The sequence below is a fragment of the Cryobacterium sp. TMT4-10 genome, assembly GCF_004403275.1.
GTDB classification, from domain to species: domain Bacteria; phylum Actinomycetota; class Actinomycetes; order Actinomycetales; family Microbacteriaceae; genus Cryobacterium; species Cryobacterium shii.
In genome coordinates this window covers 15,422-38,981 of sequence record NZ_SOGU01000055.1, presented here as the reverse complement: position 1 = coordinate 38,981, position 23,560 = coordinate 15,422, and the positions used below count along the sequence as shown (strand labels likewise).

Below are 23,560 nucleotides of genomic sequence, written 5' to 3'. Positions count from 1 at the left end.
ATGCTCCTGCCATGCCCCGATTTTAGCAAAAAGCGTACGTGGTGTCGAGACTATCTCAACCATTTACCAAAGTATTTCGCAGATAGTTACGAATGAGGCTGGTGTTACTCGTGGGGCTCCCCGGCCGGTGAGGCGCCGCAAAACCGGGCCCGACAGCCCGCCGAGCCGTGAGTTCGGACCCTCTTCAGGCACAAAATAGGGGCGGAACTCACGGCTCGGCGATGAACTGCGGGGCGCTTGAGGTGTCGGCGCATCCGGACCGTGACCCCTGACACGGGCCCGCCTGGAAAATCGGCAGGAACCCCGCCCAGAAGCCGGCAGGAAGCCCGCCTAGAAGTCGGGCAGGAAGGCCTGCCAGACGGCTCGCCGCTCGCCGCGAGGATCGGATTCGACCCGGTCCTCCTCGTCGATGATCAGGGTCAATCGGTTGGTCTCCGTGTAGGTCGGCCAGGTATCGTCCGGCCGCCCGGTGCAGGCGAAGCGCAGCCAGTGGGTGCGCATCCGTTCGCCCGCGCTGACGAAGCGCTCCCGCCCGCCCAGCAGGCTCATGGCCCGGGCAAAGGGGAAGTCGACCTGGTCGAACAGGGCGAGCAGCTCGATGCCGTGTGTCGCCCCGAGGCCGAGCAGGTGCATCAGCCGCGGCGCCAGGTCGAAGCGGTAGACGTACACCGGCGCCACCCGGGAATGCAGTTCGCCGAGCTGCATGCTCGGGTACCAGAAGACGAAGTCGCTCCCGAAGTCCGCTGCCGAGCGATTCTCGGGCAGGCTGGCGTAGACGGTCCGCATGGCGTGGTGCGAACTCACCGGGGCGTGGTCGAAGATCGCGGCGATGCGCATCGGCGAGCGGGGGAGCACATCCACCCTCCCGGTGAACACGGAGCCCTCCCGCTCGTTGGTGCCGATGATGAGCGGCACCCGATGGGCGTTCCCGTTGCGGAACGCATCGAGGGGGCGTTCGGGCAGGAAATCGCCGTCCACCACCGGAGCGAGGCAGAAGGTGCCCGGGTAGGCGTCCGGCGTGCGCGCCGAGACGACCAGCGCGACCCGGGTCAGGTCGCTCACACTGGCCATCGACAGGAGCTCGTTCGGAGTCAGGGCGGACGTGTCGGGCGGAGAGAGCGCGCGCAGCTCCGCCACGAACTCCGCCGCCCAGCCGGCGCTGAGCGCGTGCGAGAACTACGCGCTGATCGGCGTGCTCTGGGCGATGGCACGGGCGAACAGGCCGGAGGCCGACGGCATCGCCATCAGGGTGATCACCGCGTTGGCGCCCGCAGATTCCCCGAACACCGTCACGTTGTGGGGGTTGCCGCCGAATGCACGGATGTTGTCCCGCACCCACCGCAGCGCGGCCACCTGATCGCGCAGCCCCGGATTGCTCTCCAGCGGGCGCTCGGGGGTCGAGTACCGGGAGAAGTCGAGGTAACCGAGGGCGCCCAGCCGGTAGTTGAAGCTCACGTACACGACCCGCCCGCTGTGCACGAACCGTTCCCCGCGGCCGGTGAAGTCATGCGAGAATCCCACGCTTTAGCCGCCGCCGCGGATGAAGACCATCACCGGGCGTCCCAGCTGTTTGCGGGAGGGGGCCGCCGGGCGCAGCACATTGATGGTCAGGCAGTCCTCGCTGGCCGGCACTCCGGGCTTGGCGCCCTTGAACTGTCCCTTGTACACCTGGGGAGCGACGTAGCCGAAGGTGGAGGCATCCCGGACACCGTCCCAGGGAACCACCGGCTGGGGGGCACGGAACCGCAGGTCGCCCACCGGCGGAGCCGCGTACGGGATCCCGCGCCAGGCCAGGATCCCGTTCTCCTCCACCCCGCGCACGATCCCTCCCGTGACCCGAACGTCCAGTCGGCCGCGCGCTGTAGGTGGCTCATGGGTCAGCGTCGTGGTCATGGTGTCCTCGTTCCTGCGTCGGTCTCCTGCAACGGTGGCGCCGCCGCTAGCGGTACTCCGGGTTCGGCTGGAAGCCGAAACGCTCGCCTCGGTCCCATTCCCCGCGGAGGTTGCCGTAAGCGGGGATGCCGCCGTTGGCCTTCAGGATCGCGGCGAGGTGCATCAGGTTCCAGGTCATGAAGGTGGTGTTGCGGTTCGTGAACTCGTTTTCCGGTCCGCCCGAGCCGGGGTCGAGGTAGCTCGGCCCGGGTCCGATCTCGCCGATCCAGCCGGCATCCGCTCCCGGGGGGATCGTGTAGCCGATGTGCTGAAGGCTGTAGAGCACGTTCGACGCGCAGTGCTTCACGCCGTCCTCATTGCCGGTGATGATGACCCCGCCCACCTTGCCGTAGTAGACGTACTGGCCCTTGTCGTTGAACTCGCCCGACATCGCGTACAGCCGCTCGATGATCCGTTTGGTCACCGAGCCGTTGTCGCCGAGCCAGATCGGACCGCCGATCACGAGGATGTCGGAGGTGAGTACCTTGTCGAACAGGGCCGGCCAGGCATCCGTCGCCCAGCCGTGTTCGGTCATGTCCGGATACACGCCGGTGGCGATGTCGTGGTCGACGGCCCGGAGGGTCTCGACATAGACGCCCTGCTCGTGCATGAGGTTCGCGCTCAGGTTGATGATGCCCTGGGTGTGGCTGATTTCGGGGCTGCGTTTGAGGCTGCAATTGATGAACAGGGCCCGCAGGCCGGCGTATTCGAAGGATGCCTGGGTGTTGCGGGTCGGGGTCATGGCGCCAGTTTTGCACCGGCCAATGACCTCGGCTAGGGCCGCGCGGTCGCCCCGAACCCCGGTGCGGAACCTGAGCGGTCCGAATAGCTGATATGATTTCTGAGTTGTCTCCGAGCGCTTAGCTTGGTGGGCAGCCTGCGCTCGTAGCTCAACGGATAGAGCATCTGACTACGGATCAGAAGGTTGGGGGTTCGAATCCCTTCGGGCGCACAGACAGGCACGAACAGAAAAAGGAAACCCCCCGCATCTTCGGATGCGGGGGGTTTTTTCTGCGATGCACGTCGCGATGCACGTCGCGCTAGCGCGTCGCGACGACTTGCCGTACCAGACGGTCCGGCTCACGCCTGACGTTGGTGCGGTCGCAGCCGGAACACGCGAGCACGTAGACGGGGAGCGCGAGGCTCACGGCGTGGGCCGGGTTCGGCGTGAGGCGGGCGGCTGAGTGACAAAACGGGCACGTAATCCTCATGGCTGAGGCTCCTCTTCTACTGACTTACCCGCCACGGACCGTAACGCGTAATTCGAAGTTAACTCACGTCGCCGCCAGGCAGTAGCCCCTTGACCGGCAGGGGCAGCCTGTGCATGCTAGGCCGGTTCGGCGTGCTCGATCACGAAATCGGACCCGGGGAAGACCACGCTCTCGTGCCCCTCGCCGAACCGCACGAGGTAGGGCGGTTCGCCGTTCGGACCCCGAACCTCGACGATTTTCCCGTGGCGATCCGGTGTCTCCACCGTCTTTCCCCGAATGATGATCCGATCTCCCTGCGATGCGTGCATGGGAACCCACCTCCTGGGCGTTAGGTTACGCCGACCCTCCCGGCCTGCACAGGGCGCGGGCGTTCGGGCTGCGCTCGGGCCGCGTGCGGGTCAGGGCTCGCCGCGCAGCCGATCGCACAGAGTCGTGAGCTGCGTGAGCTCCTCCGTGCTGAGAGCGTCACCGATGCGGTCCGTGATAGTGCCCATGTGCTGCACCGCGACCCGGCGGAACAGCTCGTAGCCGACATCCGTCAACTCGATGATGGCCCCGCGGCCATCGGTGGGGTCGGTGAGCTTGGCCACGTACCCCCGCAACGCCAGCCGGTCCACCAGACGGCTCACGCTGGGCTGGGTGAGCAGAACGTGTCCGTTTAGATCGCGCAGGCGGATCCGACGGTTCGGCTCCCTCGACAGGTTGAACATGACGTCGTACTCGTTGAAGGAGATTTCCCGGGACGGAAAATCTGCGGCCAGGCTGCGCATGATGGCCACCTGGGCGCGGAACAGGGACTCCCATGCGGCTACGGCCACGGCTCGATCGCTCACCCGGCCTCCCAACCTTGTTTCAAGGATAGAGACTCCAGCGGTGACCCGCCGCTCGGGATGCGATCCGGGCGGAATCCAAGAAATAAAACCTGCCAAGGCTAGCGGTCCGTTACGCGTTCGTTATATATTCATTGAGCGTCAACCGTTTGCTGTGGCGGAAGGCGTGAAATGTGATTGCAGGACACTCTTGGTGCAAGGGAAAAGGGCCGGCCGTAGCCTCTACGACCGGCCCTTTGTCATGACCGGACGCCGGAACCTGGTCCCTTCGCCCGGTGCGGACTTGCGCTCGCGCTCGCGCCCGCGGCGTCAGAAGACGTCGGGGCTGGGCGTGCTCGACTGGCGGATCGAGACGTCCGCGTGCCGGTCGAAGCGGTACCCCACGCCGCGCACGGTGCGAACGATGTCTTCGTAGCGGCCGAGCTTGGCGCGCAGGCGGCGCACGTGCACGTCGATCGTGCGCTCGTTCGGGGCATCCTCCTCGTCGGCGGCGTTCCACAGCTTCGAAATGAGTTCGGAGCGTTCGATCGTGCGGCCCTCCCGCAGCACGAGGTACTGCAGCAGTTCGAATTCCTTGTAGGTGAGGCCAGCCGTCTCGTTGTCGAGGATGACCCGCTTGCGGGAGATGTCGACCACGACTCCGCTGGGTGCGCGGTCGGGATCCTCCGTCTCGGTGCGGTGCTTGGCCAGCGCGGCCGGGTCCTGCAGGGCGAGGCGCACGACATCGACGTCGCGGCCGCCCGCACCGGTCGGGGCCAGGGCGACAGCCGCGTGGGTTTCGGACGCCGGGGCGATGCTGTTGGTCAGGGCCTTGAGGGCCTCGACGATGCGGCCGAGGCTCGTACCGGCCGCGGCCGCCTTGGCCTCGTCGATGCCGACGTAGAGAACAAAGCCCCGGGCCTGGGTGCCGTCGGGCACGGCACGGATGCGGGGCGCGGCGGGTGCCGGGGCGGCCTGGAGTTCCAGGCGGGCGGCCTGGGCTGAGCGGGCGGTGTCAATGTGTGCAAGCGACATAGGAGTGATCCTTGGCTGGGGTGGTGCAGGGAACCGGACGCGTTTCCGCGATGCCTGGGTTCGAAAAAGTGAGGCCGATCACGGCCGGGGCGGAGTCGGGGACTCCGTGGAGTTCAACCGGCCGGCCGCGAATTGTCAGCGGGGCGGGAACTGGGCGAGAGGGTCGCTGTCAGCGGGACATTCGGCAACACGCCGCGCAGCTGCCGGGCATCATCATGCCGGCAGTCCCGGGGGCCTCGAAGGAGGTTTGGGGGCGTGCGCTCGTTGTCATAGTTGCGAGTAAAGCCCACTGTTACGGCGTGTGTCAATTCCGTGACGACGGATGACGCGGTGTGACGCGCATCACGTTCGCCAACCCGGCGGCGGGTCGGAGGATCCGCCGTCGATCAGGAACGGGTGAAAGATTCCGTGACGAAATGCAATTTCATCAAAGATTCATGAACGGAGCGGGCTGCGGTGTGTTGCGGATCGAAGGAACTGCAACACACCGCAGTCGGTGGGGATGAGAAAAGGAACTAGACCAGGCCGTAGAGGCGGTCTCCGGCGTCGCCGAGGCCAGGCACGATGTAGCCGTGCTCGTCGAGACGGTCGTCGACGGCGCCGAGGACGATGGTCACCTCGCGGCCAGCGAGGGCCTTCTCCACGGCGGCGAGGCCCTCGGGCGCAGCCAGGATGCAGATGGCCGTCACATCGACGGCCCCGCGGTCGAAGAGGAACTGGATGGCCGCGATCAGCGAGCCGCCCGTTGCCAGCATCGGGTCAAGCACGAAGCACTGGCGGTCCGACAGGTCGTCCGGCAGACGCTCGGCATACGTGTTGGGTTCGAGGGTCTCCTCATTGCGCGCCATGCCGAGAAAACCCACCTCGGCGGTCGGCAGCAGCTTCACCATGCCCTCGAGCATGCCCAGGCCGGCGCGGAGGATCGGTACGACCAGCGGCTTGGGGTCACTGATCTGCACCCCGCGGGCCTCGGACACCGGGGTCTGCACGGTGACTTCTTCGACCCGCACGCCTCGGGTCCCCTCATAGGCGAGGAGGGTCATCAGTTCTTCGACGAGGGACCGGAAGAGCGGCGACGGAGTGCGCTTGTCCCGGAGAACCGTGAGTTTGTGGGTGATCAGGGGGTGGTCGGCTACGTGGACTCGCATAGGCTCAATCTACTAGTCGGGGGAGGGAATCGGATGGGCGAGCAGGGTCAGAGGCACAGCGAATGGATGCAGCTTGCCCTCGCCGAGGCCCGGACCGCCCTCGACACGGGCGATGTTCCCGTGGGCGCGGTGGTGCTGGACGCGGCCGGACAGGTGATCGGCCGCGGGCGGAATGAGCGGGAGCTGCTGCAGGACCCGACCGGCCACGCCGAGATGGTGGCCATCCGGCAGGCGGCCGCGACGCTGGGGGACTGGCATCTGACCGACTGCACCCTCGTGGTGACCCTCGAGCCCTGCGTCATGTGCGCGGGCGCGATCCTGGCCGCGCGGGTGCCCGTGGTCGTCTTCGGCGCCTGGGATGAGAAGGCCGGCGCCTCAGGGTCGGTGTACGACGTGCTGCGCGATCGCCGGCTCAATCATCGGGCCGAGGTGTTCGCCGAGGTCGAGGCGGCCGAGTGCGGCTCTCTGCTCAGGGACTTCTTTGCGGATCCAGCCCGCCGAGCCATTCGCTGAACATGGCGCGGGAAGCCCGCTGCATGCCGCTCGAGTAGCGTTCGCGGTCGCGGCGCAGTGCCGCCGGGTCGAAGCCTTCGGCGGCCACCTCGGCCTCTGAGGCGATCAGCCAGACCTCGTGCATCTCGTCGGTGACCTCCGGGTGGAACTGAACGGCCAGCGCCCAGTTTCCGATCGCGAAGGCCTCGTTGCCGTACTGGGGTGACCCGGCCAGCCGGGTCACAGTGTCGGGGAGGTCGAAGGTGTCGCTGTGCCACTGGAAGACGGGCACACCGGCGACATGTCGCACGGGGGAGTCCGCGCCGGCCGTCGTCGGTTCCACCGCGCGGTAGCCGATCTCGTTCGTCGGCCCGCGGTAGACCCGGGAACCGAGGGCGTTCGCCATCAGTTGCGCCCCCAGGCAGACGCCGAAGACGGGCCGTGCGGCGGTGAGGCGCTGCCGGAGCAGTTCGACCTCATCGTGCAGGGCGGGGAACCGGTCGGCCTCGTAGACGCCCATCTCTCCGCCCAGCACGACCAGCAGGTCGGCGGCCTCGGGGTCGATGGCCCGAACATCCTCGGTCAGAGTGTCGACGTACCGCACCGTGTAGCCATATTCGAGCAGCACCGGTTCGAGATTTCCCAGGTGGATCGTGGCGTCGTGTCGCAGGACGACCGCGGTGCGGGTCATTCACTCCCCTTGATGACGATGGTGTCGGTGGGGGGCGCCGGGCGGTTCGGGTCCACGAAGATGTCCGGCTCGAGGTAGATGACCCGGGCTGCGGGCACGGCCTCGCGGATGCGGTTTTCGACGTTGTCGATGCCGGCCGCGACGTCGGAGAAACGGGTCTCGGCGTCGAAGGCGACCTTGGCGGCCACGAGCAGTTCGTCCGGACCGAGGTAGAGGGTCTTGAGGTGGATGATCTTCCACGTCTCCGGGCCGGCGAGGATGGCGCGTTCGATGGCCGCGGCATCCTTCGCCCCTGCGCCCTCGCCGACGAGCAGGCTCTTGGTCTCGATGCCGAGGACGATGGCGACCAGCACGAGGAGCAGGCCGATGAGTAGGGTGCCGACGGCGTCCCAGATGGGGTTGCCGGTGATGATGGTCAGGCCGACGCCGAGGAAGGCGAAGACCAGGCCGGCGAGGGCGGCGATGTCTTCGAGCAGCACCACGGGCAGCTCGGGCGCCTTCGCGTGCCGCACGAACTGCACCCAGGACTGGTTGCCGCGCACGTGGTTCGACTCCTTGATGGCGGTGCGCAGGGAGAAGGATTCGAGCCCCATGGCCACCAGGAGCACCACGATCGGCAGCCAGGGCACCTCGAGCGGGTGCGGGTGCTGCAGTTTCTGCGCGCCCTCGTAGAGCGAGAAGACGCCGCCGATCGAGAAGAGGATGATCGACACCACGAACGCGTAGACGTAACGCTCACGGCCGTAGCCGAACGGATGCTCCTTGTCGGCCTCCTGGCGTGACTTGCGCCCGCCCACCAGCAGCAGCACCTGGTTGCCGGAGTCGGCGAGGGAGTGCACCGCCTCGGCGAGCATCGAGGAGGAGCCCGAGAAGGCCCAGGCCACGAACTTCGTGATCGCGATCCCGAGATTGGCTGCGAGGGCAGCCACGATTGCCTTGTTTCCGCCCGATGCACTCATGCAGCCAATCCTAGAACGCCCGTCGCTTGTGGTCCTTACGCGGTCGGCACAGGGCGCGAAACTAGACTCCCGGTATGACTGCGACTGTTCCGACCACTCTTCCCACCATCGCGTTCCTCGGTGCCGGCTCCATGGCCCGGGCCGTCCTGACCGGGCTGCTGAAGCCGGAGGTGACCGTGACCGGGGGCATCCGGGCCACCAACCGCAGCACGGCCAAGGCCGAGGAACTGGCCGGGATCGACGGCGTCACGGCCTGGGCCACGGATGTCGACCCGGAGGCGAACCTCAAGGCCATCGCCGGCGCGCGCATCGTGATCGTCGCCGTGAAGCCCCCGATGGTCCCCGACCTGCTGGCCGAGATCGCCGACAGCCTCGAGCCCGGCACGCTGGTCGTCAGCGTGGCCGCCGGCGTCACCATCGCCACGTTCGAGGGTCTGCTGCCCGAATCGGTGTCGGTCATCCGCTCGATGCCGAACACGCCGGCCCTGGTCGGAAAGGCCGTCACCGGGTTGAGCGCGGGAACGCGGTCCACCCCCACCGACCTGGAGCTGGCCCGGACCCTGTTCGGCACCGTCGGCGACGTGCTGGTCGTGCCGGAGGAGAAGCTCGACGCCCTCAGCACCATTTCCGGCTCCGGCCCCGCCTACGTGTTCTACCTGATCGAGCAGCTCACCGCGACGGCCGTCGCCAAGGGTTTCACCCCCGAGGAGGCCGCGGTCATGGTGAACGGCACGTTCCACGGCGCGACCAGCCTGCTCGCCGCATCCGCTCTGTCGCCGACCGAGTTGCGCCGACAGGTGACGAGCCCGAGCGGAACGACCGAGCGCGCCGTCTGGGAACTCGAAAAGGGCGGCCTCAAGGAACTCTTCGACCGCGCGACGGATGCCGCCCTCGCCCGCGCGCGCGAGCTCGCCGGCCACTAGCTGAACCAATTCGACGGAGATATTGCTCTAAGAAATAGGTTTCGGGCGATTCGGAGCCGAAACGGGCAGAATCTCCGTCGAATTCGCTCGGGCAGGTGCTGTTCACCCGGCGACGGCCAGGCGCGCGCCCCCGGCAACACTCCGCCCGGCGTTGAACCAATTCGACGGAGATACTGCTGTAAAAAAGCGGTTTCGGGCTGTTTGGGCGCGATTTCGGAAAAATCTCCGTCGAATTCGCTCGGGGACGGGGACGGGGCCGGGGACGGAGACGGCCGCGGACGGCGGGTGAGGCTAGGAGTCGAGGGCCGCGAACCGCTCGATGTCGGACTCGGTGCCGGAGACGATGATGAGGTCCTGGTCGGTGACGACCGTCTTCTCCGTGGCGTAGGTGAACGGCCGGCCGGGGCTCTTCACGCCGACGACGGTGACGTTGTACTTCTGGCGCAGGCCGGATTCGGTCAGGTTGAGCCCCCGGATCGGCTTGGGCGGGATCATCTTGACCAGGGCGAAGTCGTCGTCGAACTCGATGAAGTCGAGCATCCGGCCCGAGACCAGGTGGGCGAGGCGCTCGCCGGCCTCCGCCTCGGGGAAGACGACGTGGTTGGCGCCGATCCGCTCGAGAATGGTGCCGTGCGACTTGGAGATCGCCTTCGCCCAGATCTGCGGGATGCCGAGGTCGACCAGATTGGCGACGATCAGCACGCTGGCCTCCACCGACGAGCCCACCGCGCAGACGGCGATGGAGAAGTCCTGGGCCCCGATCTGCCGGAGCGCCTCGAGGGAGGTGGCGTCGGCCTGCACCGCGTGGGTGACCCGCTCCGACCACTTCTGCACGAGCGCCGCGCTGTCGTCGACGGCCAGGACCTCGCGACCGAGGCGGTCGAGCTGGCCGGCGGTGGCCGCCCCGAACCGGCCGAGGCCGACGACGAGCACGGGGGCGTCATGCCTGATCCGGTCAGCCAACGATGGGTCTCTCTTCCGGGCGGGTGAACAGCTGCCTGCTCTGGCTCGCGGCGAGTGCCGCCGCGAGAGTCACTGTACCAATCCTGCCCATGAACATCGTCGCCGCGAGCACGTACACCCCGGCGGGCGGCAGTTCCGCGGTTAACCCCGTCGAGAGGCCGCAGGTGGCGAAGGCCGAGATCACGTCGAAGAGCACGTAGTCGAACGGCGCCTTCGAAATCTGCAGGATGACGATGCTCGCCACCGCCACGGTCGTGGCGCCCCAGAGCACCACGCTCACCGCCAGCCGGAGGATGTCGCTGGGGATGCGGCGGCCGAAGGCCTCCATCTCGGTGCGGCCGCTGGCCTCGGCCATGGCCGCCAGAAATAGGATCGCCAGTGTGGTCACCTTGATGCCGCCGGCGGTGGACGCCGAGCCGCCGCCGATGAACATCAGCATGTCCGTGGCGAGCAGGCTGGACCCCTTCAGATCGCTCACGGTGATCGTGGCGAAGCCCCCCGACCGGCTCATGACCGACATGAAGAGCGATTGGAAGATCGTGTCGCCCACGCCCAGCGACCCGAATGTCTTCGGGTTGTCGAATTCGAGGGCGATGTAGACGGCCACACCCGCCAGCATCAGCACCACGGTCGTGAACAGCGTCAGCTTGACGTGCACCGACCAGCGCCGCGGGCGCCGCCAGCCCCGCGAGACGGCGTAGATGACCGGGAAGCCGAGGCTGCCCAGAAACACCCCCAGCATCAGGGCGCTGAGAAACCAATAGTCGTCGGCGAACGGGGCAAGGGCACCCACGTTGGGGTTGAAACCGGTGTTCGTGAAGGCCATGGCCGAGTAGTAGACGCTCTGCCAGGCCGCCTCTCCGACGGATGCCCCGCTCGCCAGGATCCGCGGGAAGAGCAGCGCGGTGACGACCGACTCGATCGCGAAGGCGCTGATGGCAACCGTCACCAGCAGGTTGCCCACCTCGCCCAGTCGTACCGTCTGCCCCTCGTTGACCGGGCCGGCGTGGATCCGGGACGGGTTCGTGTCGCTGGCGGCCATCAGCTTGGCGCGGAGGCCGAGGCGCCGGGAGATGACCATTCCCATCAGGGAGGCCAGGGTCAGCACTCCGACTCCGCCGATGTTCACGCCCACGACGATCAGGATGTTGCCGAACGCCGACCAGTGCGTGGCCATGTCCACCGTGGACAGGCCGGTGACGCAAATCACGGACACCGCCGTGAACAGGGCGTCATGGAGCGGGGTCAGCGTGCGCGCCGCCGACGCGATCGGCAGGGAGAACAACAGGGTGAAGAGCAGGATCAGCGAGGTGAAAACGAGAATGGCGAACCGCGACGGCGACCGGCGGGCCAGGCCGTCGACGGAGTCCCGTGCGCGGAGGTACCAGCGGGTGCGGCGATGGGCGAACGCGGCGCCGGCCATCATCGTCTGCATTGAAAACCTCCTCCGGGCCCTCGACCCGGCAATCGCCATGGTATCCCCCACCGGGAATGAGTAGCCTTGGGGCATGGCAGACATCTTCGGCGTGGTGGCGGATTCGACCCGACGCGAAATACTACGCATTCTCCTCGAGCGATACAACCAGTCGACCGCGGCCGGTGGCGAGCTCAGCGTGTCTGACATCGTCGACAAACTCGGCCTCAGCCAGCCGACCATCTCCAAGCACCTGAAGGTGCTCCGCGAGGCCGGGCTCGTGGGCGTGCGGGAATCCGGCCAGCACCGCTACTACCACCTCGATTACGCGCCGCTCGAGGAGATCGAGGACTGGCTCATCCCCTTCCTCAGTGTGGACTTCGACGCGACGGCCGACGAGGCCGCGGCGGAGAGCGAGGGGCTGAAGGTCGAGCAGCGCGCGTTCGCCATCGCCATCGGCAAGGCATTCGCCGACACGTCATTCCAGATGGCGCATGCGGTCAAGGACGCCAAGCCGCGGAAGTGGCGCAAGAACGACTAGACGGTCTTGACGAGTGCATCTATAGTGACGTTCTAACACACGGGCACCGCCTGTACCAGACCCGTGAACGAGAGTGCGATCGGGTTCGGGAGGGCGCGTCATGTCGTCAGATCTATCGGATATTCGCTTCCTCACGGTGGCCGAAGTCGCGGATATGATGCGGGTCTCGAAGATGACCGTGTACCGGCTCGTGCACTCGGGCGAACTGCCCGCCATCCGTTTCGGCCGCTCGTTCCGGGTGCCGCAATCCGCCGTCACCGCGGCCATCGAGCGTCCCATCGCGGACACCGCGTGAGCCGGATTGTGCACACCGGGTCAGCGGCCCTTCTTTTTCCGGTAGGCTGATATTTACCGTGTCTGTCGCGAATCCCGCGGCTAAACCAATTCTTTTGTGAGGTCCGTGTGGGTTCTGTAATCAAGAAGCGACGCAAGCGTATGGCGAAGAAGAAGCACCGCAAGCTGCTTCGTAAGACTCGTCACCAGCGTCGCAACAAGAAGTAGTCCGTTCTGAACCGGTGACGGTTCTAGTTCGCAAGCTTCCAACCGTGTAACGGCGTGAGCGCTCGGTCCCTGGACCTAGCGCTTTTTGCTTGCGCGGGCGGCCGCCGCGATGCTGCCCCGTTTCATGCGCATCACCGGCCAGTGGCGCGCCACGGCATACCGGTGGAGGCGGGCATCCGGGTTCACGACGACGGGATTGCCGACCAGGTTCAGCAACGGAATGTCGTTGCGTGAATCCGAGTACGCCCAGCAGTGCGACAGGTCCGCCCCGCTGGCCACCGCCCGGGTGCCCGCCGCGCGGGCTTTCCGGTCTCCGTGACAGACCCCGTCGGCGAGTCGCCCGGTGTAGACGCCCTCCACGGCCTCCAGCACGGTACCGACCGCCCCGGTGAGCCCCAGCCGTTCGGCGATGACGTCCGCCACCTCCTGGGCGGTCGCGGAGACCAGCCAGACCTCACGACCGGCCGCCAGGTGCGCCCGGGCGACGGCGACCGTCTCCGGCCACAGCCGGCGGAGCAGGCGGGCGTCGAAGATCTCGCGGCTCAGCACGGTGATCTCGGCGCGGGTGTGGCCTACGACGACCTCCAGCGCGCGCTCACGCACGGTCGCGAGGTGCACCCCGTTCTCGCCGACCGCGATGAACCGGGCCTGCTTCCAGACGAATGACAGAATCTCCCGGCCGCTGATCATGCGCCGCCGCCACGCGCCGATGCCGAGGTGGTACAGGCTGGCACCGCGCATCAGGGTGTTATCGACGTCGAAGAACGCGATGGCACGGGTGGCGGTGGCTTCAGACATGTGCGCTGAGTCTAGTTGCGCGGGCGCCCGCGGGGCCAGCATAGGCTGGAGTCATGGCTACCGCACTCCTCACCCTGATCGGCAAGCCCGGCTGTCACCTCTGCGACGACGCACGTGACCTGGTCGGCAGCGTTGTGACCAAGCTGGCGGAGGACCCGTCCGCCCCGAAGATCGTGCTGGAGGAGAAATCGATCCTTGACGACGCCGAGCTGCACGCCCTCTACGTCGAAGACATTCCCGTTCTGTTACTCAACGGCAAGGTGCATAACTACTGGCGCATCGATCCGCTCCGGCTGCGCACGGCGCTGCTCGCGGTGACCTGATGATCCGCCACATCGTCTCCTGGCAGCTGGCCGAGACAGAGCCGGCCGCGAAGGCCCGGGTCGCGGCCGAGATCGCGTCGAGGCTCACCGCACTGGTGGGCGTCGTCGACGAGATCCGTTCGCTGCGGGTCGACGCGGATGTCGCGGGCGGCACCAACTGGGACGTGGTCCTGGTGGCCGACTTCGACGACTTGGCTGCCGTCGGCCGGTACCAGGTCCACCCCGCGCACCAGGCCGCGGGAACCTACATCCGGTCGGTCGTCACCGCCCGGATGGCCGTCGACATCCTGCTGTAACCGGGTCCGGGGTTAGGGCTCGAGGCGGGTCGGGCCGCGGAAGAGGTAGGTGACCTCACGGATGCTGGCCTGGTGCAGCATCAGCATGAGTACGCGGGCCAGGCCCATGCCGAACCCGCCGTGCGACGGAACCCCGTAGCGGAAGAAGTCGAGGTAGCCCTCGATCTCCTCGGGGTCGACGCCCTTCTCCTTCGCCTGCTCCACCAGGATGTCGATGCGGTGCTCGCGCTGCGCGCCGGTCGAGATCTCGGTGCCGTTGAAGATCAGGTCGTAGCTTTTCGTGATGCTCGCGTCGCCCTCGTGGCGCATGTGGTAGAACGGCCGGATGCTCGAGGCGTAGTCGGTGAGGAAGACGAATTCGTGGCCGAAGGTCTCGAGCACGTAGGCGGCGATCTGGCGTTCGCCCTCGGGGTCCATGTCGTCGTCGTCGCGGGGGACCTCATAGCCGCGGGTCTTGACGATCTCCTTGGCCTCGGCCAGCGGGATGCGCGGGAAGGGCGTGCTGGGAACGGTGACCTCGACCCCGAACAGGGCCAGGACCTCGTCGCCGTGCTTCTCCTTGACGGCCGTGAAACCGGCGACGAGCAGCTCCTCGTGCAGCTTCATCACGTCTTCGTGGCTGTCGATCCAGCTGATCTCCGAGTCGATGCTGGTGAACTCGGTGGAGTGGCGGCTGGTGAACGACGGGTCGGCACGGAATGCCGGCCCGACCTCGAAGATCTTGCCGAAGCCGGCGGACTGGGCCATCTGCTTGAAGAACTGGGGGCTCTGCGCGAGGTAGGCCTTGGTGTCGAAGTACTCGACCTCGAACAGCTCGGCGCGGGATTCGCTCGCGCTGGCCATCAGCTTCGGGGTGTGCAGTTCGATGAAGTCGTTGTCGATCCAGTACGTGCGCAGCGCGTGCTCGAACGTGGTCTGGAGACGGAAGATCAGGTTCTGCTTCGGCTGGCGCAGGTCCAGGAAACGCCAGTCCAGGCGCTTGTCGAGGCTGGAATCGGCCGCGATCGGCGTCTCGGGGATGGCCACGGTGACGACTAAGAGGGTCGCGAGCTTGATCTCGATGCCGCCGAGCTTGACCCGCTCGTCGTGCTTGAGTTCACCGGTGACGGTGACGAAGCTGCCCTGCGAGAGGGTCGAGATGGTGGTGGCCGGTTCGTCGGCGACGACGGCGCCATCGGCATCCGTCGTGCGCGGGTTCACCAGCTGCACCGCGCCGGATTCGTCGCGCAGCACAACGAACTGCACCTTCTTCTGGTCTCTGACGGTATCGACCCATCCGGACACCGTCACGGTTCCGTTGTCGAGGGCGGCCAGGTTCTTGATCAATATGCGCTCAGTCACCGGTCAAGTTTAGCCGCACGGCTCTCGGCGTATTCGCGGGTACCCTCTCCGTAGACTGGGGATGTGGTAGCCAATCAGGTACATCTCGTGCGGCACGGCGAGGTTTTCAACCTCGAACGTGTGCTCTACGGACGCCTGCCCGGCTACCGTCTGTCCGACCTGGGTGCGCAGATGGCCGAGGCCGCTGCCGCCGATCTGGTCGAACGCGGCCGCCCCGTCGCCCGCATCGTCTCCTCCCCGCTGCAGCGGACGCGCGAATCCGCCGCCCCGATCGCGGCGGCCTTCGGGCTTTCGATCGACATCGACGAGCGCATCATCGAGCCGGCCAACGTCTTCGAGGGCAAACGGATGCGGGGCCCGGACGGCGCCCTGCGTGACGCCCGCAACTGGCCGGCCCTGCGTAATCCGCTGCGCCCCAGCTGGGGCGAGCCGTTCGAATCGATCGTGCAGCGCATGCTCGCCGCGATCGAGGATGCCCGCAGGTCGGTCGATGAGGGGGACGTCGTACTCGTGAGCCACCAACTGCCGATCTGGATGGTGCACCGGGCGCTCGCCCGCGAGCGGCTGGCGCACGACCCGCGCAAGCGACGCTGCGACCTGTCCAGCATCACCACCCTGTCCTGGCCGGGCGACCGGCTGGTCGAGGCCGGCTACACCAATCCCGCCCTGGCCCTGCAGTCCGGCGCCACCGACGTGGGGGCCGTATGACCCGCCGGCCCCGCACGCTCCTGATCGGCCTGGTGGCAGGTGCCCTGCTGCTGACCGGCTGCGCGAGCGACCCCCTGGCCGAGCAATACCGCGAGGGCAGCAGCAAGGGCTTCATCGCGGGCGACGGCAGCTGGACCGAGATCCCGGTCGCGGACCGCGGCAACGCGGTGACGTGGAGCGGCGCGGATGAGACCGGCGCGGCGGTGACCAGCGAGGACTACGCGGGCAAGGTCGTCGTCGTCAACTTCTGGTACGCCAGCTGCGCGCCATGCCGCGCCGAGGCCCCGGCCCTGCAGAAGCTGAACGCGGAATTCGCCGGCACGGATGCCCTCTGGCTCGGCGTGAACGTGCGCGACCAGGCCGCGAACGCGATCGCGTTCAACGAGAGCTTCGGCATCACCTACCCGTCGGTGATGGACGTGGACAACGGCAGCATGCAGCTGGCCTTCAGCGGCAGCATCCCGCCCAACGCGGTGCCGACCACGCTGGTGCTCGACCGGTCCGGCCGGGTGGCCGCCCGGATCCTCGGCTCCCTCACCTCGCCGTCCATCCTGGAGACCCTCGTGCGCGACACGATCGCCGAGGAATCGTAGGCGTGGACAACCCCTTCGGCGAGATCGTCTTCAGCGGGCAGCTCCTGGTGGCCATTCCGGTCGCCGTTCTGGCCGGCCTCGTGTCATTCGCCTCGCCGTGCATCCTCCCGCTCGTGCCGGGCTACCTGGCCTACATCGGCGGCTTCACCGACGGCCGCTCGACCGCCGTGCGCGGGGATCGGCGGGGCCAGACCCGGCTGCTCACCGGCGTCGCCCTGTTCATCCTCGGCTTCACCCTCGTCTTCGTCCTCACCGGTGTCGTCTTCGGCGTGGCCGGCTTCTGGCTCAACCAGTACCGCGACCTGGTCACCCGCCTCGCCGGGGTGGTGGTGATCCTGCTCGGCCTCGTGTTCGTCGGGCAGTTCGGCTTCGCGCAGCGCATCGTCAAGACCTCCTGGAAGCCGAAAATGGGACTCGCCGGCGCCCCCGTGCTCGGAGCCGTTTTCGCCGTCGGCTGGACGCCCTGCACCGGGCCGACCCTGACGGCCATCAACTCGCTCAGCCTGACCACGGGTTCGCCGTGGCAGGGTGGTCTGCTGGCCCTTTTCTACGCGCTCGGGCTCGGCATCCCGTTTCTGTTGATCGCGCTCGGCCTAAGCTGGGCGACCGGAGCCGTTTCGTTTCTGAAACGGCACATCCGGGCGATCAATCTTCTGGGGGGCCTGCTCCTCGTCGTCATCGGTGTGCTCATGGTGAGCGGGCTCTGGAATGTCTGGCTCCTCGACCTGCAAGGAACGATCGGAAGTTATGTCCCGGCCCTCTGACCACTACGACTCGCCGGCCCTCGCGGCGGTCAGCCAGCCGCGCCTCGGCTTCACCGGCTGGCTGCGCTGGTTCTGGCGCCAGCTGACGAACATGCGCACCGCCCTGTTCCTCCTGCTCCTGCTCGCGATCGCCGCGGTGCCGGGTTCGCTTGTTCCCCAGCGCAGCTCCGACCCGAACGGGGTCACCCAGTACTTCGCCGACAACCCGGACCTCGCCCCCGTGCTCGACAAGGTGCAGGCGTTCGACGTCTACTCGTCGGCCTGGTTCTCGGCCATCTACCTGCTCCTGTTCATCTCCCTGATCGGTTGCGTCATCCCGCGCACCAAGCACCACTTCCAGGCGCTGCGGGCGAAGCCGCCGACCACCCCGGCCCGGCTGTCCCGGCTGGCCGGCTTCACGGAGCGCACCATTCCGGCCGGCCAGAGCGCGTCCCTCGCGGTCGATTCGGCGAAGCGGATGCTGAAATCCGGCGGCTACCGGGTGGCCCTGTTCGAGCGCGGCCGGGAATTCTCGGTCTCGGCCGAGCGCGGCTACCTGCGCGAGACCGGCAACCTGGTCTTCCACTTCGCCCTGGTCGGCATCCTGATCACGGTCGGCTTCGGCAGCGGCTTCGGCTTCAGCGGCCAGCGGGTGCTCGTCGAGGGACAGACCTTCGTGAATACCCTGCTCGCCTACGACTCGTTCAACCCGGGCCGGTTCTTCAACGACGAGAGCCTCAAGCCCTACAAGCTGACCCTCGACGATTTCAAGGTGAAGTACGAGACGAAGAACCTCAAGGCCTACGGCCAGCCGCTCGACTTCACCGCAGACGTCACCGTCACCCATCGCGGTGAGGCGCCCGAAAAAAGCCAGGTGAAGGTCAACGCCCCGGCGCGCACGGGCGGCACCGACGTGTACCTGCTCGGCAACGGCTACGCGCCCAAGATCACCGTGAAAGACCCGAACGGGGTGGTCGTCTTCACCGATGCCGTGCCCTTCCTGCCTCAGGATGCCAACCTCACCTCCCTGGGCGTGGTCAAGGTTCCCGACGGCCTGGCCGAGCAGCTCGGCCTGATCGGTTTCTTCTACCCGACCCAGGCGACCATGGACTCCGGGGCGTTCTTCTCCTCGTACCCCGACCTCGAGTACCCGCTGCTCACCCTGAACATCTACTCCGGCGACCTCGGCCTCGACAAGGGCGTGCCGACATCCGTCTACGCGCTCGACACCGACAAGATGACCCAGCTCACGGGCGGCAAGACCGGCACGAAATCGATCGAGCTGAAGCCGGGGGAGACCCAGCAGCTGCCGAACGGGCTCGGCTCGGTCACGTTCGACGACGCCAACCCCGGCGCGAAAGCCGGCGACTTCTCGGGCTCGGTGCTGCGGTTCGCGTCGTTCGACATCCACCACGACCCCACCCAGCTGTGGGTGCTGACCTTCGCCGTTCTCGCCCTGCTCGGCCTGCTGACCTCGCTGTTCGTGCCCCGTCGACGGGTCTGGGTCAAGGCGATCGAAGAGGCCGACGGGTCGGTGCGGCTCGAGTACGCCGGGCTGGCCCGCGGTGAGGACCCCGCCCTCGAATCCGCGGTCGCCGAACTGGCCGACCGGCACACTGACCTGCTGCTTTCCACCGAAACGGCCGCCACGGCATCCGACAAGACTTAGGCTGACACAGTGAATCTCAACGAGCTCTCGATCCTGAGCCTCTACTCGGCCATGGCCGTGTACGCACTGGCCTTCATCGCCTTCTCCTTCGACCTGGCCAAGCGCTCGGCCGCGGTCAAATCCGCGGCGGAGCTGACCGGCGAGGCGGAGAGCCGGCGGGCGGCCGCCGAGGAGTCGCACGGGCTGAAGTCGGGGGGCACCACCACCCTCACCCGGATCAGCGCGCGCATCGCCAACGACGCCGCCACCCCCTACGGCCGGTCGGCCAGCCTGCGGGTGGGCGTCTCACTCACCGTTCTGGCCTGGCTGATCCACCTCGTGGCCGACGTGCTCCGCGGCGTGGCCGCCGAGCGGGTGCCGTGGGCGAACATGTACGAGTTCGCGATGACCGGCACCCTGCTGATCGTGACCGTGTTCCTGATCGTGCTGACCCGCGCGGACCTGCGCTTCCTCGGCACCTTCGTCACCGGCATGGTCCTGGTGCTGCTCGGCATCGCCGCGCTGCGCTTCTACGTGGAGGTCGCGCCCCTGCCGCCCGCGCTGCAGTCGGCCTGGCTGGTCATCCACGTGTTCGTCGCATCCCTGGGCACCGGGTTCTTCGCGCTCGGGTTCGCCCTCTCCGGCGTTCAGCTGCTGCAGTTCCGGCGGGAGGCATCCGTCGCCGGCCCGACGGGCGGCCGGCTGCGGTTCCTGGCCACGCTGCCCTCGTCGGCGACGCTGGAAAACCTGGCCTATCGGGTCAACATCATCGGATTCATCCTGTGGACCTTCACCCTGATGGCCGGCTCGATCTGGGCCGAACAGGCCTGGGGCCGCTACTGGGGCTGGGACACCAAGGAGGTCTGGACGTTCATCATCTGGACCATCTACGCCGGCTACATCCACGCCAGGGCCACGCGCGGCTGGCGCGGGTCGCGGTCGGCCTGGCTGGCCATCATCGGCTTCAGCGCCGTGATGTTCAACTTCGGCGTCGTCAACGTGTTCTTCAAGGGACTGCACGCCTACTCGGGTCTCTAAACCCTCGCGGGTCGACTCGCGCCGGGCGCTTCCGTGGCCAACTCAGGAGATCCGGCACCAGTGGTGGCGTGATCCGCACTGGTCTGCGGCTGCACCGATGCGGGCGCAGGGGATTTCCTGAGTTAGCCCCGTGCCGGGCCGGGCAGGAGTGTCACCGGAGCCTGCTCGGCCGGAGGCGAGCCCGGCTACCCGGCTAGTCGGCCAGGAGGGCGTGGCAGCGGGTCAGGCGGGCCAGCCACCAGTCGCGGCGGTCGTCCGCGGCCGCATACTGCTCGAGCAGTGCCGGGTCGGGCGTGACCCGGCGAACCGGGATGCGACCGTCCACGGGGAGGAGCGGGTCGGTGGTGACATCCGCGGCCAGCAGTGAGGCCGTGCCCAGGCCGCAGTCGAACTCGAGGTTCGGGATCGCCCCGGCCAGGTGGGCGCCCATCGAGATACCGACCGAGGTGTCGAGGGCGCTGGAGACGACGGCCGGGAGACCGGCCTGCTCGACCAGGGCCAGAGCGGCATGGATGCCGCCGAGCGGCGCGGCCTTGATGACGAGGATGTCGGCCGAGCCCGTGCGGGCCACGAGCAGGGGGTCCTCGGCCCGGCGCACGCTCTCGTCCGCTGCGACGCCGACGTCGAGGTACGCGGTGCGGCGGCGGATCTCGGCGAGTTCCTCGATCGTCGCGCACGGTTGCTCGACGTATTCGAGGTCGAATTCGTTCAAGGCGTGGATGGCGTGCTCGGCCTCGTCCACGTTCCAGAGCCCGTTCGCGTCCACACGGATGCGCCCTTCCGGGCCGAGAATCTTCCGCACGGCCCGCACGCGTGCGACATCGTCGGCGAGGGTCTGGCCGGGGTCGGCGACCTTGACCTTGGCGGTGCGGCATCCGGGGAACCGAGCCAGGACTCCGGCGACGTCCTCGGCGGAGACCGCCGGCACGGTGGCATTGACGGGGATGCTGTCGCGCAGGAGCGCGGGGGCGGCCAGCCAGCCGAAATCGATCGCGGCTCGAAGCCAGGCGGCGGCCTCGGCGTCGTCGTAGTCGGCGAAGGGCGAGAACTCGGCCCAGCCCTGGGGGCCTTCCAGCAGGAGCGCCTCCCGGGTGTCGATCCCGCGGAACCGCGTGACCAGCGGCAGGGCGACGACGCGGGCAGATCCGAGCAACTCGGCAAGTGTGGGCAGCATGTTTCAAGTGTGCCAGCCGCGCGGCTGCCCCGGGGACGGATCTCGTGCCCTGACGGCGCAGCGAGCCTCCGGAAGCGGGTACTGCCCGGGCGAGCGCGAGCGCTGGCGCGAAGCAGTGCACGCCTCCCGACCGACCGGCTGCTCTGTCGGAGCCGCTCTACTGGATCAGAGCACGTCCTGGTTGAAGACGCCGTCCACGTCCAGGTCGATGTCGTCGCCGTTGTCTCCCTTGACCCGCAACATCGCGAACGGGATCCCCGGGGCGATCAGCAGGAAGGCATCCTCGAACCGGCCGCCGCCGCTGTTCACCCGCATCCAGTAGGGGGCACCCGAGAGAACAGCCGCGTCGACCTCCGCCTGGATCGATTCGATCGATCGGCCGCCGAGAGAGTACTGCTGGCCGCCGTACACAATGTCGACTCGAGTCACGATTCGTCCTTCACTGTCACTGTTGCAGGTCGATGAGGTTCAGGCACGAGCTGGAGGCCGCCGGACGAATTCGCGGACAGCATCAGGGCTTCGATCCATTCGCGGTTGAGGCTGGGGGAACGGCCGCCGAAATACTTGTAGGACAGGGGGATGGCGGGGTGCAGCCAGATCGTGCTGCGCCCGTCGCCGCCCTGGGGGTCGTCCCGCCAGGTGAAGTAGAAGCATTCCCCGCGTCGCAGCTTGGCCCCGACCACAACCTGGATGTGAGCGAGCACCCGGTCATCGAAATCGGCTGTCAAGGTTGAGTTGTACGTGAGCTTTCCCATGTTTCCCCCACCCGACATCGCTTGCTTCAGACGATATCCCGATTGAACCAACAACTCTACGCTCAATTCGGGGGGGGGGGCGGGCCCTGGTCCGGTCTCCTGACCGGGTCTGGCTAGTCCCGCAGATAGCGCTCGAGCCGGGGAACGTGCAACAGGCCGAGCGCGCGCTTCTCGATCTGCCGAACGCGTTCCCGGGTGACGCCCTGTATGGCCGCGATCTGGTCGAGGGTGCAGGGTGCGCCTCCGTCCAGGCCGAACCGCGCCGTGAGGATCGATCGTTCCCGGGCGGGTAGGGCCTCGAGATAGAACTCGATGTCCGCCTTCCGGAGCGTGAGCGTCGCGTACTCGTCCGGCTGGGGCAGGTCATCGTCGATGATCAGTTCGGAGATGTCGCCGAGACCGTCGCCGACGGGGGTGTGCAGCGAGATCGGCTCGTTGTCGTATTGCAGCAGCCGGGACACGTCGTGCGCGGGAATCTCGGATGCCTGGGCGAGCTCCTGCAGGCTGGGCTCGCGGTCGAGGGTGCCGGTGAGGTCTCGGCGGATGCGCTTGATCTTGTTGAGCTTCTCCGCGGTGTGCACGGGGATGCGGATCATGCGGGATTTGTCGGCCATGCCGCGGTGGATGGCCTGGCGGATCCACCAGGTGGCGTAGGTGGAGAACTTGAAGCCGGTCATGAAGTCGTATTTCTCGACGGCGCGGACGAGGCCGATGTTGCCGTCCTGCACGAGGTCCATGATCGGCATGCCGCGTCCGGAGTAGTGCTTGGCGATGCTGACCACCAGGCGAAGGTTGGCCTCGATGAAGCGGTTCTTCGCACGGTGGCCGTCGTGGGCGAGCCAGGCGAGTTCGCGAGCGAGTGCCGAGTCGTCGACTCCTTCGGTCAGTCTCTCGGCCGCGAACAGGCCGACTTCGATCCGCTGGGCGAGTTCGACCTCGTCGACCGCGGAGAGGAGGGGACCCCGGCCGATGCGGCGCAGGTAGTCGCCGAAGGCATCCGTGCTGCCGCGGCCGTACGCCGGCGTGGACGCCGCGGCCGCCGAACGTGGCGACGTCGCGGTCGCCGGGGCATCCAGGAGGGTCGCGTCGGGCCGGTGCGGCTGGCGCGCCGCGTTGCTCACCGGAGCACCGCCCCGGCGGGGGCCTGGCGCATGGTGAGGCTGGCGGTGGCGCGGTCGAAGGAGGAGAAGTAGGAACGTTCCCGCGGGCGGCCGAGGTTGGTCACCTCGAAGGCGTCATCGACGCGCTGGATGAAGCCGAGAAGGGCCGACGCGTCACCGTCGGCGATCAGGCGATCGCTGACCCGCCATTCGGTGGGGGAGATTTCGTTGATTCCGATGTCCCGGCCCTGCATATTGTTCATTGTCCTCGTCACGGTTGCTGCTTTTTTCATTTCGCGGCTTGTTGCGCGTGCGCCGGTGTCGGCCATCACTACCTCCGAGTCGAACTGAGATGACCAGTACACATTGTGAAATCGTGGCCCTCAAGGGGGTTGACTTGGCCCGCTTTCGAGGGGTAGTGATC

Annotated in this window: 28 protein-coding genes, 1 tRNA gene and 1 pseudogene; 13 read left to right on the top strand and 17 right to left on the bottom strand. The window is 67.4% G+C overall.

The features are described from left to right. Nucleotides 1-330 precede the first annotated feature (330 nt). Nucleotides 331-1,893: pseudogene (locus E3T42_RS08545) on the bottom strand (carboxylesterase/lipase family protein). Nucleotides 1,894-1,939: 46 nt separating this feature from the next. After that, nucleotides 1,940-2,674: a flavodoxin family protein gene (locus E3T42_RS08540; protein ID WP_134366973.1), complete on the bottom strand. Its 735-nt coding sequence runs from the start codon at nt 2,672-2,674 to the stop codon at nt 1,940-1,942. A gap of 137 nt (nt 2,675-2,811) precedes the next feature. On the opposite strand from E3T42_RS08540, the gene E3T42_RS08535 reads away from it, so the two are divergent. Then, nucleotides 2,812-2,884: transfer RNA gene (locus E3T42_RS08535), tRNA-Arg, on the top strand. A 375-nt stretch (nt 2,885-3,259) separates the two neighbouring features. Here the strand turns inward: E3T42_RS08535 and E3T42_RS08530 are convergent. The 4 genes from E3T42_RS08530 to upp all read right to left on the bottom strand — a co-directional run bounded on the left by E3T42_RS08530 (nt 3,260) and on the right by upp (nt 6,135). Further along, nucleotides 3,260-3,451, bottom strand: a complete 192-nt coding sequence (locus E3T42_RS08530) for a DUF1918 domain-containing protein (protein ID WP_134366975.1) — start codon at nt 3,449-3,451, stop codon at nt 3,260-3,262. A gap of 90 nt (nt 3,452-3,541) precedes the next feature. Continuing rightward, nucleotides 3,542-3,976 carry a MarR family winged helix-turn-helix transcriptional regulator gene (locus tag E3T42_RS08525; RefSeq protein WP_241975924.1) on the bottom strand — a complete coding sequence of 145 codons (435 nt, stop codon included), beginning with the start codon at nt 3,974-3,976 and terminating at the stop codon, nt 3,542-3,544. Between the two features lie 306 nt (nt 3,977-4,282). Next, nucleotides 4,283-4,987: a winged helix-turn-helix domain-containing protein gene (locus tag E3T42_RS08520; protein ID WP_134366977.1), complete on the bottom strand. Its 705-nt coding sequence runs from the start codon at nt 4,985-4,987 to the stop codon at nt 4,283-4,285. Between the two features lie 515 nt (nt 4,988-5,502). Beyond that, nucleotides 5,503-6,135, bottom strand: a complete 633-nt coding sequence (gene upp / locus E3T42_RS08515; RefSeq protein ID WP_134366979.1) for a uracil phosphoribosyltransferase — start codon at nt 6,133-6,135, stop codon at nt 5,503-5,505. A 33-nt stretch (nt 6,136-6,168) separates the two neighbouring features. Between upp and tadA the strand changes: the two genes are divergently transcribed. Further along, nucleotides 6,169-6,648, top strand: coding sequence for a tRNA adenosine(34) deaminase TadA (gene tadA, locus E3T42_RS08510; protein WP_255572842.1), 480 nt, complete (start codon nt 6,169-6,171; stop codon nt 6,646-6,648). Here the strand turns inward: tadA and E3T42_RS08505 are convergent. Beyond that, on the bottom strand, nt 6,605-7,318 hold the full coding sequence (locus E3T42_RS08505; RefSeq protein WP_134366982.1) for a glutamine amidotransferase: 714 nt from the start codon (nt 7,316-7,318) through the stop codon (nt 6,605-6,607). The genes tadA and E3T42_RS08505 overlap by 44 nt on opposite strands. After that, a complete protein-coding gene (locus tag E3T42_RS08500) occupies nt 7,315-8,277 on the bottom strand; it encodes a cation diffusion facilitator family transporter (RefSeq protein ID WP_134366984.1) in 963 nt (320 codons plus the stop codon). Before E3T42_RS08500 ends, E3T42_RS08505 begins: the two co-directional genes overlap by 4 nt. Before the next feature lie 74 nt (nt 8,278-8,351). On the opposite strand from E3T42_RS08500, the gene proC reads away from it, so the two are divergent. Then, on the top strand, nt 8,352-9,200 hold the full coding sequence (proC, locus tag E3T42_RS08495; RefSeq protein WP_134402814.1) for a pyrroline-5-carboxylate reductase: 849 nt from the start codon (nt 8,352-8,354) through the stop codon (nt 9,198-9,200). A 291-nt stretch (nt 9,201-9,491) separates the two neighbouring features. Here the strand turns inward: proC and E3T42_RS08490 are convergent, their stop codons facing one another. Beyond that, nucleotides 9,492-10,163: a TrkA family potassium uptake protein gene (locus tag E3T42_RS08490; RefSeq protein WP_134366988.1), complete on the bottom strand. Its 672-nt coding sequence runs from the start codon at nt 10,161-10,163 to the stop codon at nt 9,492-9,494. Further along, nucleotides 10,156-11,598: a TrkH family potassium uptake protein gene (locus tag E3T42_RS08485; RefSeq protein ID WP_241975923.1), complete on the bottom strand. Its 1,443-nt coding sequence runs from the start codon at nt 11,596-11,598 to the stop codon at nt 10,156-10,158. The genes E3T42_RS08490 and E3T42_RS08485 overlap by 8 nt, the downstream gene beginning before the upstream one ends. Before the next feature lie 73 nt (nt 11,599-11,671). On the opposite strand from E3T42_RS08485, the gene E3T42_RS08480 reads away from it, so the two are divergent. The 3 genes from E3T42_RS08480 (at nt 11,672) to E3T42_RS08470 (ending at nt 12,619) form a co-directional block, all read left to right on the top strand. Beyond that, nucleotides 11,672-12,118 (top strand): helix-turn-helix transcriptional regulator, encoded by a 447-nt coding sequence (locus E3T42_RS08480; RefSeq protein WP_134366990.1) that lies wholly within the window; start codon nt 11,672-11,674, stop codon nt 12,116-12,118. A 100-nt stretch (nt 12,119-12,218) separates the two neighbouring features. Further along, nucleotides 12,219-12,413: a helix-turn-helix domain-containing protein gene (locus E3T42_RS08475; protein ID WP_134402813.1), complete on the top strand. Its 195-nt coding sequence runs from the start codon at nt 12,219-12,221 to the stop codon at nt 12,411-12,413. Between the two features lie 107 nt (nt 12,414-12,520). After that, complete coding sequence (locus E3T42_RS08470) at nt 12,521-12,619, top strand: 30S ribosomal protein bS22 (protein ID WP_003792170.1); 99 nt, start codon at nt 12,521-12,523, stop codon at nt 12,617-12,619. A 75-nt stretch (nt 12,620-12,694) separates the two neighbouring features. Here E3T42_RS08470 and E3T42_RS08465 read toward each other — a convergent pair whose 3' ends face one another. Beyond that, nucleotides 12,695-13,417 carry an HAD family phosphatase gene (locus E3T42_RS08465; protein ID WP_160141085.1) on the bottom strand — a complete coding sequence of 241 codons (723 nt, stop codon included), beginning with the start codon at nt 13,415-13,417 and terminating at the stop codon, nt 12,695-12,697. 53 nt (nt 13,418-13,470) lie between these two features. Between E3T42_RS08465 and E3T42_RS08460 the strand changes: the two genes are divergently transcribed. Together E3T42_RS08460 and E3T42_RS08455 are read left to right on the top strand one after the other, a co-directional pair. Further along, on the top strand, nt 13,471-13,740 hold the full coding sequence (locus E3T42_RS08460; protein WP_134366996.1) for a glutaredoxin family protein: 270 nt from the start codon (nt 13,471-13,473) through the stop codon (nt 13,738-13,740). Next, nucleotides 13,740-14,036 (top strand): Dabb family protein, encoded by a 297-nt coding sequence (locus tag E3T42_RS08455; RefSeq protein WP_134366998.1) that lies wholly within the window; start codon nt 13,740-13,742, stop codon nt 14,034-14,036. The genes E3T42_RS08460 and E3T42_RS08455 overlap by 1 nt, the downstream gene beginning before the upstream one ends. A gap of 12 nt (nt 14,037-14,048) precedes the next feature. Here E3T42_RS08455 and aspS read toward each other — a convergent pair whose 3' ends face one another. Next, entirely contained in the window at nt 14,049-15,377 is a 1,329-nt protein-coding gene (aspS, locus tag E3T42_RS08450) for an aspartate--tRNA(Asn) ligase (RefSeq protein ID WP_166789073.1), read from the bottom strand. Between the two features lie 63 nt (nt 15,378-15,440). Here aspS and E3T42_RS08445 point away from each other — a divergent pair, with 63 nt between their 5' ends. Genes E3T42_RS08445 through ccsB form a run of 5 tightly spaced genes read left to right on the top strand, consistent with a single transcriptional unit; the run spans nt 15,441 to nt 20,107 of the window. Next, a complete protein-coding gene (locus tag E3T42_RS08445; protein WP_134366999.1) occupies nt 15,441-16,085 on the top strand; it encodes a histidine phosphatase family protein in 645 nt (214 codons plus the stop codon). Beyond that, complete coding sequence (locus E3T42_RS08440; protein ID WP_134367001.1) at nt 16,082-16,678, top strand: TlpA disulfide reductase family protein; 597 nt, start codon at nt 16,082-16,084, stop codon at nt 16,676-16,678. Before E3T42_RS08445 ends, E3T42_RS08440 begins: the two co-directional genes overlap by 4 nt. Nucleotides 16,679-16,680: 2 nt before the next feature. Further along, nucleotides 16,681-17,442, top strand: coding sequence for a cytochrome c biogenesis CcdA family protein (locus E3T42_RS08435; protein ID WP_134367003.1), 762 nt, complete (start codon nt 16,681-16,683; stop codon nt 17,440-17,442). Further along, nucleotides 17,426-19,090 carry a cytochrome c biogenesis protein ResB gene (locus E3T42_RS08430; protein WP_134402812.1) on the top strand — a complete coding sequence of 555 codons (1,665 nt, stop codon included), beginning with the start codon at nt 17,426-17,428 and terminating at the stop codon, nt 19,088-19,090. The genes E3T42_RS08435 and E3T42_RS08430 overlap by 17 nt, the downstream gene beginning before the upstream one ends. A gap of 51 nt (nt 19,091-19,141) precedes the next feature. Further along, nucleotides 19,142-20,107: a c-type cytochrome biogenesis protein CcsB gene (gene ccsB / locus E3T42_RS08425; RefSeq protein ID WP_134367042.1), complete on the top strand. Its 966-nt coding sequence runs from the start codon at nt 19,142-19,144 to the stop codon at nt 20,105-20,107. Between the two features lie 193 nt (nt 20,108-20,300). On the opposite strand, the gene E3T42_RS08420 is transcribed toward ccsB, so the two are convergent. From E3T42_RS08420 to E3T42_RS08400, 5 genes are all read right to left on the bottom strand, one after another. Then, complete coding sequence (locus E3T42_RS08420; protein WP_134367007.1) at nt 20,301-21,281, bottom strand: o-succinylbenzoate synthase; 981 nt, start codon at nt 21,279-21,281, stop codon at nt 20,301-20,303. Nucleotides 21,282-21,446: 165 nt separating this feature from the next. Further along, complete coding sequence (locus tag E3T42_RS08415) at nt 21,447-21,710, bottom strand: hypothetical protein (protein ID WP_134367009.1); 264 nt, start codon at nt 21,708-21,710, stop codon at nt 21,447-21,449. Beyond that, entirely contained in the window at nt 21,707-22,009 is a 303-nt protein-coding gene (locus E3T42_RS08410; protein WP_370262064.1) for an ATP-dependent DNA ligase, read from the bottom strand. Before E3T42_RS08410 ends, E3T42_RS08415 begins: the two co-directional genes overlap by 4 nt. 140 nt (nt 22,010-22,149) lie before the next feature. Further along, the gene (locus E3T42_RS08405) at nt 22,150-23,157 is read right to left on the bottom strand and encodes an RNA polymerase sigma factor RpoD/SigA (RefSeq protein WP_241975922.1); all 1,008 of its coding nucleotides are present in this window, start codon (nt 23,155-23,157) and stop codon (nt 22,150-22,152) included. Continuing rightward, nucleotides 23,154-23,429: a hypothetical protein gene (locus tag E3T42_RS08400; protein WP_134402811.1), complete on the bottom strand. Its 276-nt coding sequence runs from the start codon at nt 23,427-23,429 to the stop codon at nt 23,154-23,156. The genes E3T42_RS08405 and E3T42_RS08400 overlap by 4 nt, the downstream gene beginning before the upstream one ends. Nucleotides 23,430-23,560 lie beyond the last annotated feature (131 nt).

Excerpts from the sequence above, each read along its gene's own strand:
- E3T42_RS08540 (WP_134366973.1), bottom strand. The coding sequence starts at position 2,674 with ATGACCCCGACCCGCAACACCCAGGCATCCTTCGAATACGCCGGCCTG.
- E3T42_RS08530 (WP_134366975.1), bottom strand. The coding sequence starts at position 3,451 with ATGCACGCATCGCAGGGAGATCGGATCATCATTCGGGGAAAGACGGTG.
- E3T42_RS08520 (WP_134366977.1), bottom strand. The coding sequence starts at position 4,987 with ATGTCGCTTGCACACATTGACACCGCCCGCTCAGCCCAGGCCGCCCGC.
- upp (WP_134366979.1), bottom strand. The coding sequence starts at position 6,135 with ATGCGAGTCCACGTAGCCGACCACCCCCTGATCACCCACAAACTCACG.
- tadA (WP_255572842.1), top strand. The coding sequence starts at position 6,169 with ATGGGCGAGCAGGGTCAGAGGCACAGCGAATGGATGCAGCTTGCCCTC.
- E3T42_RS08505 (WP_134366982.1), bottom strand. The coding sequence starts at position 7,318 with ATGACCCGCACCGCGGTCGTCCTGCGACACGACGCCACGATCCACCTG.
- E3T42_RS08500 (WP_134366984.1), bottom strand. The coding sequence starts at position 8,277 with ATGAGTGCATCGGGCGGAAACAAGGCAATCGTGGCTGCCCTCGCAGCC.
- proC (WP_134402814.1), top strand. The coding sequence starts at position 8,352 with ATGACTGCGACTGTTCCGACCACTCTTCCCACCATCGCGTTCCTCGGT.
- E3T42_RS08485 (WP_241975923.1), bottom strand. The coding sequence starts at position 11,598 with ATGCAGACGATGATGGCCGGCGCCGCGTTCGCCCATCGCCGCACCCGC.
- E3T42_RS08480 (WP_134366990.1), top strand. The coding sequence starts at position 11,672 with ATGGCAGACATCTTCGGCGTGGTGGCGGATTCGACCCGACGCGAAATA.
- E3T42_RS08475 (WP_134402813.1), top strand. The coding sequence starts at position 12,219 with ATGTCGTCAGATCTATCGGATATTCGCTTCCTCACGGTGGCCGAAGTC.
- E3T42_RS08465 (WP_160141085.1), bottom strand. The coding sequence starts at position 13,417 with ATGTCTGAAGCCACCGCCACCCGTGCCATCGCGTTCTTCGACGTCGAT.
- E3T42_RS08460 (WP_134366996.1), top strand. The coding sequence starts at position 13,471 with ATGGCTACCGCACTCCTCACCCTGATCGGCAAGCCCGGCTGTCACCTC.
- E3T42_RS08455 (WP_134366998.1), top strand. The coding sequence starts at position 13,740 with ATGATCCGCCACATCGTCTCCTGGCAGCTGGCCGAGACAGAGCCGGCC.
- E3T42_RS08440 (WP_134367001.1), top strand. The coding sequence starts at position 16,082 with ATGACCCGCCGGCCCCGCACGCTCCTGATCGGCCTGGTGGCAGGTGCC.
- E3T42_RS08430 (WP_134402812.1), top strand. The coding sequence starts at position 17,426 with ATGTCCCGGCCCTCTGACCACTACGACTCGCCGGCCCTCGCGGCGGTC.
- ccsB (WP_134367042.1), top strand. The coding sequence starts at position 19,142 with ATGGCCGTGTACGCACTGGCCTTCATCGCCTTCTCCTTCGACCTGGCC.
- E3T42_RS08420 (WP_134367007.1), bottom strand. The coding sequence starts at position 21,281 with ATGCTGCCCACACTTGCCGAGTTGCTCGGATCTGCCCGCGTCGTCGCC.
- E3T42_RS08400 (WP_134402811.1), bottom strand. The coding sequence starts at position 23,429 with ATGAAAAAAGCAGCAACCGTGACGAGGACAATGAACAATATGCAGGGC.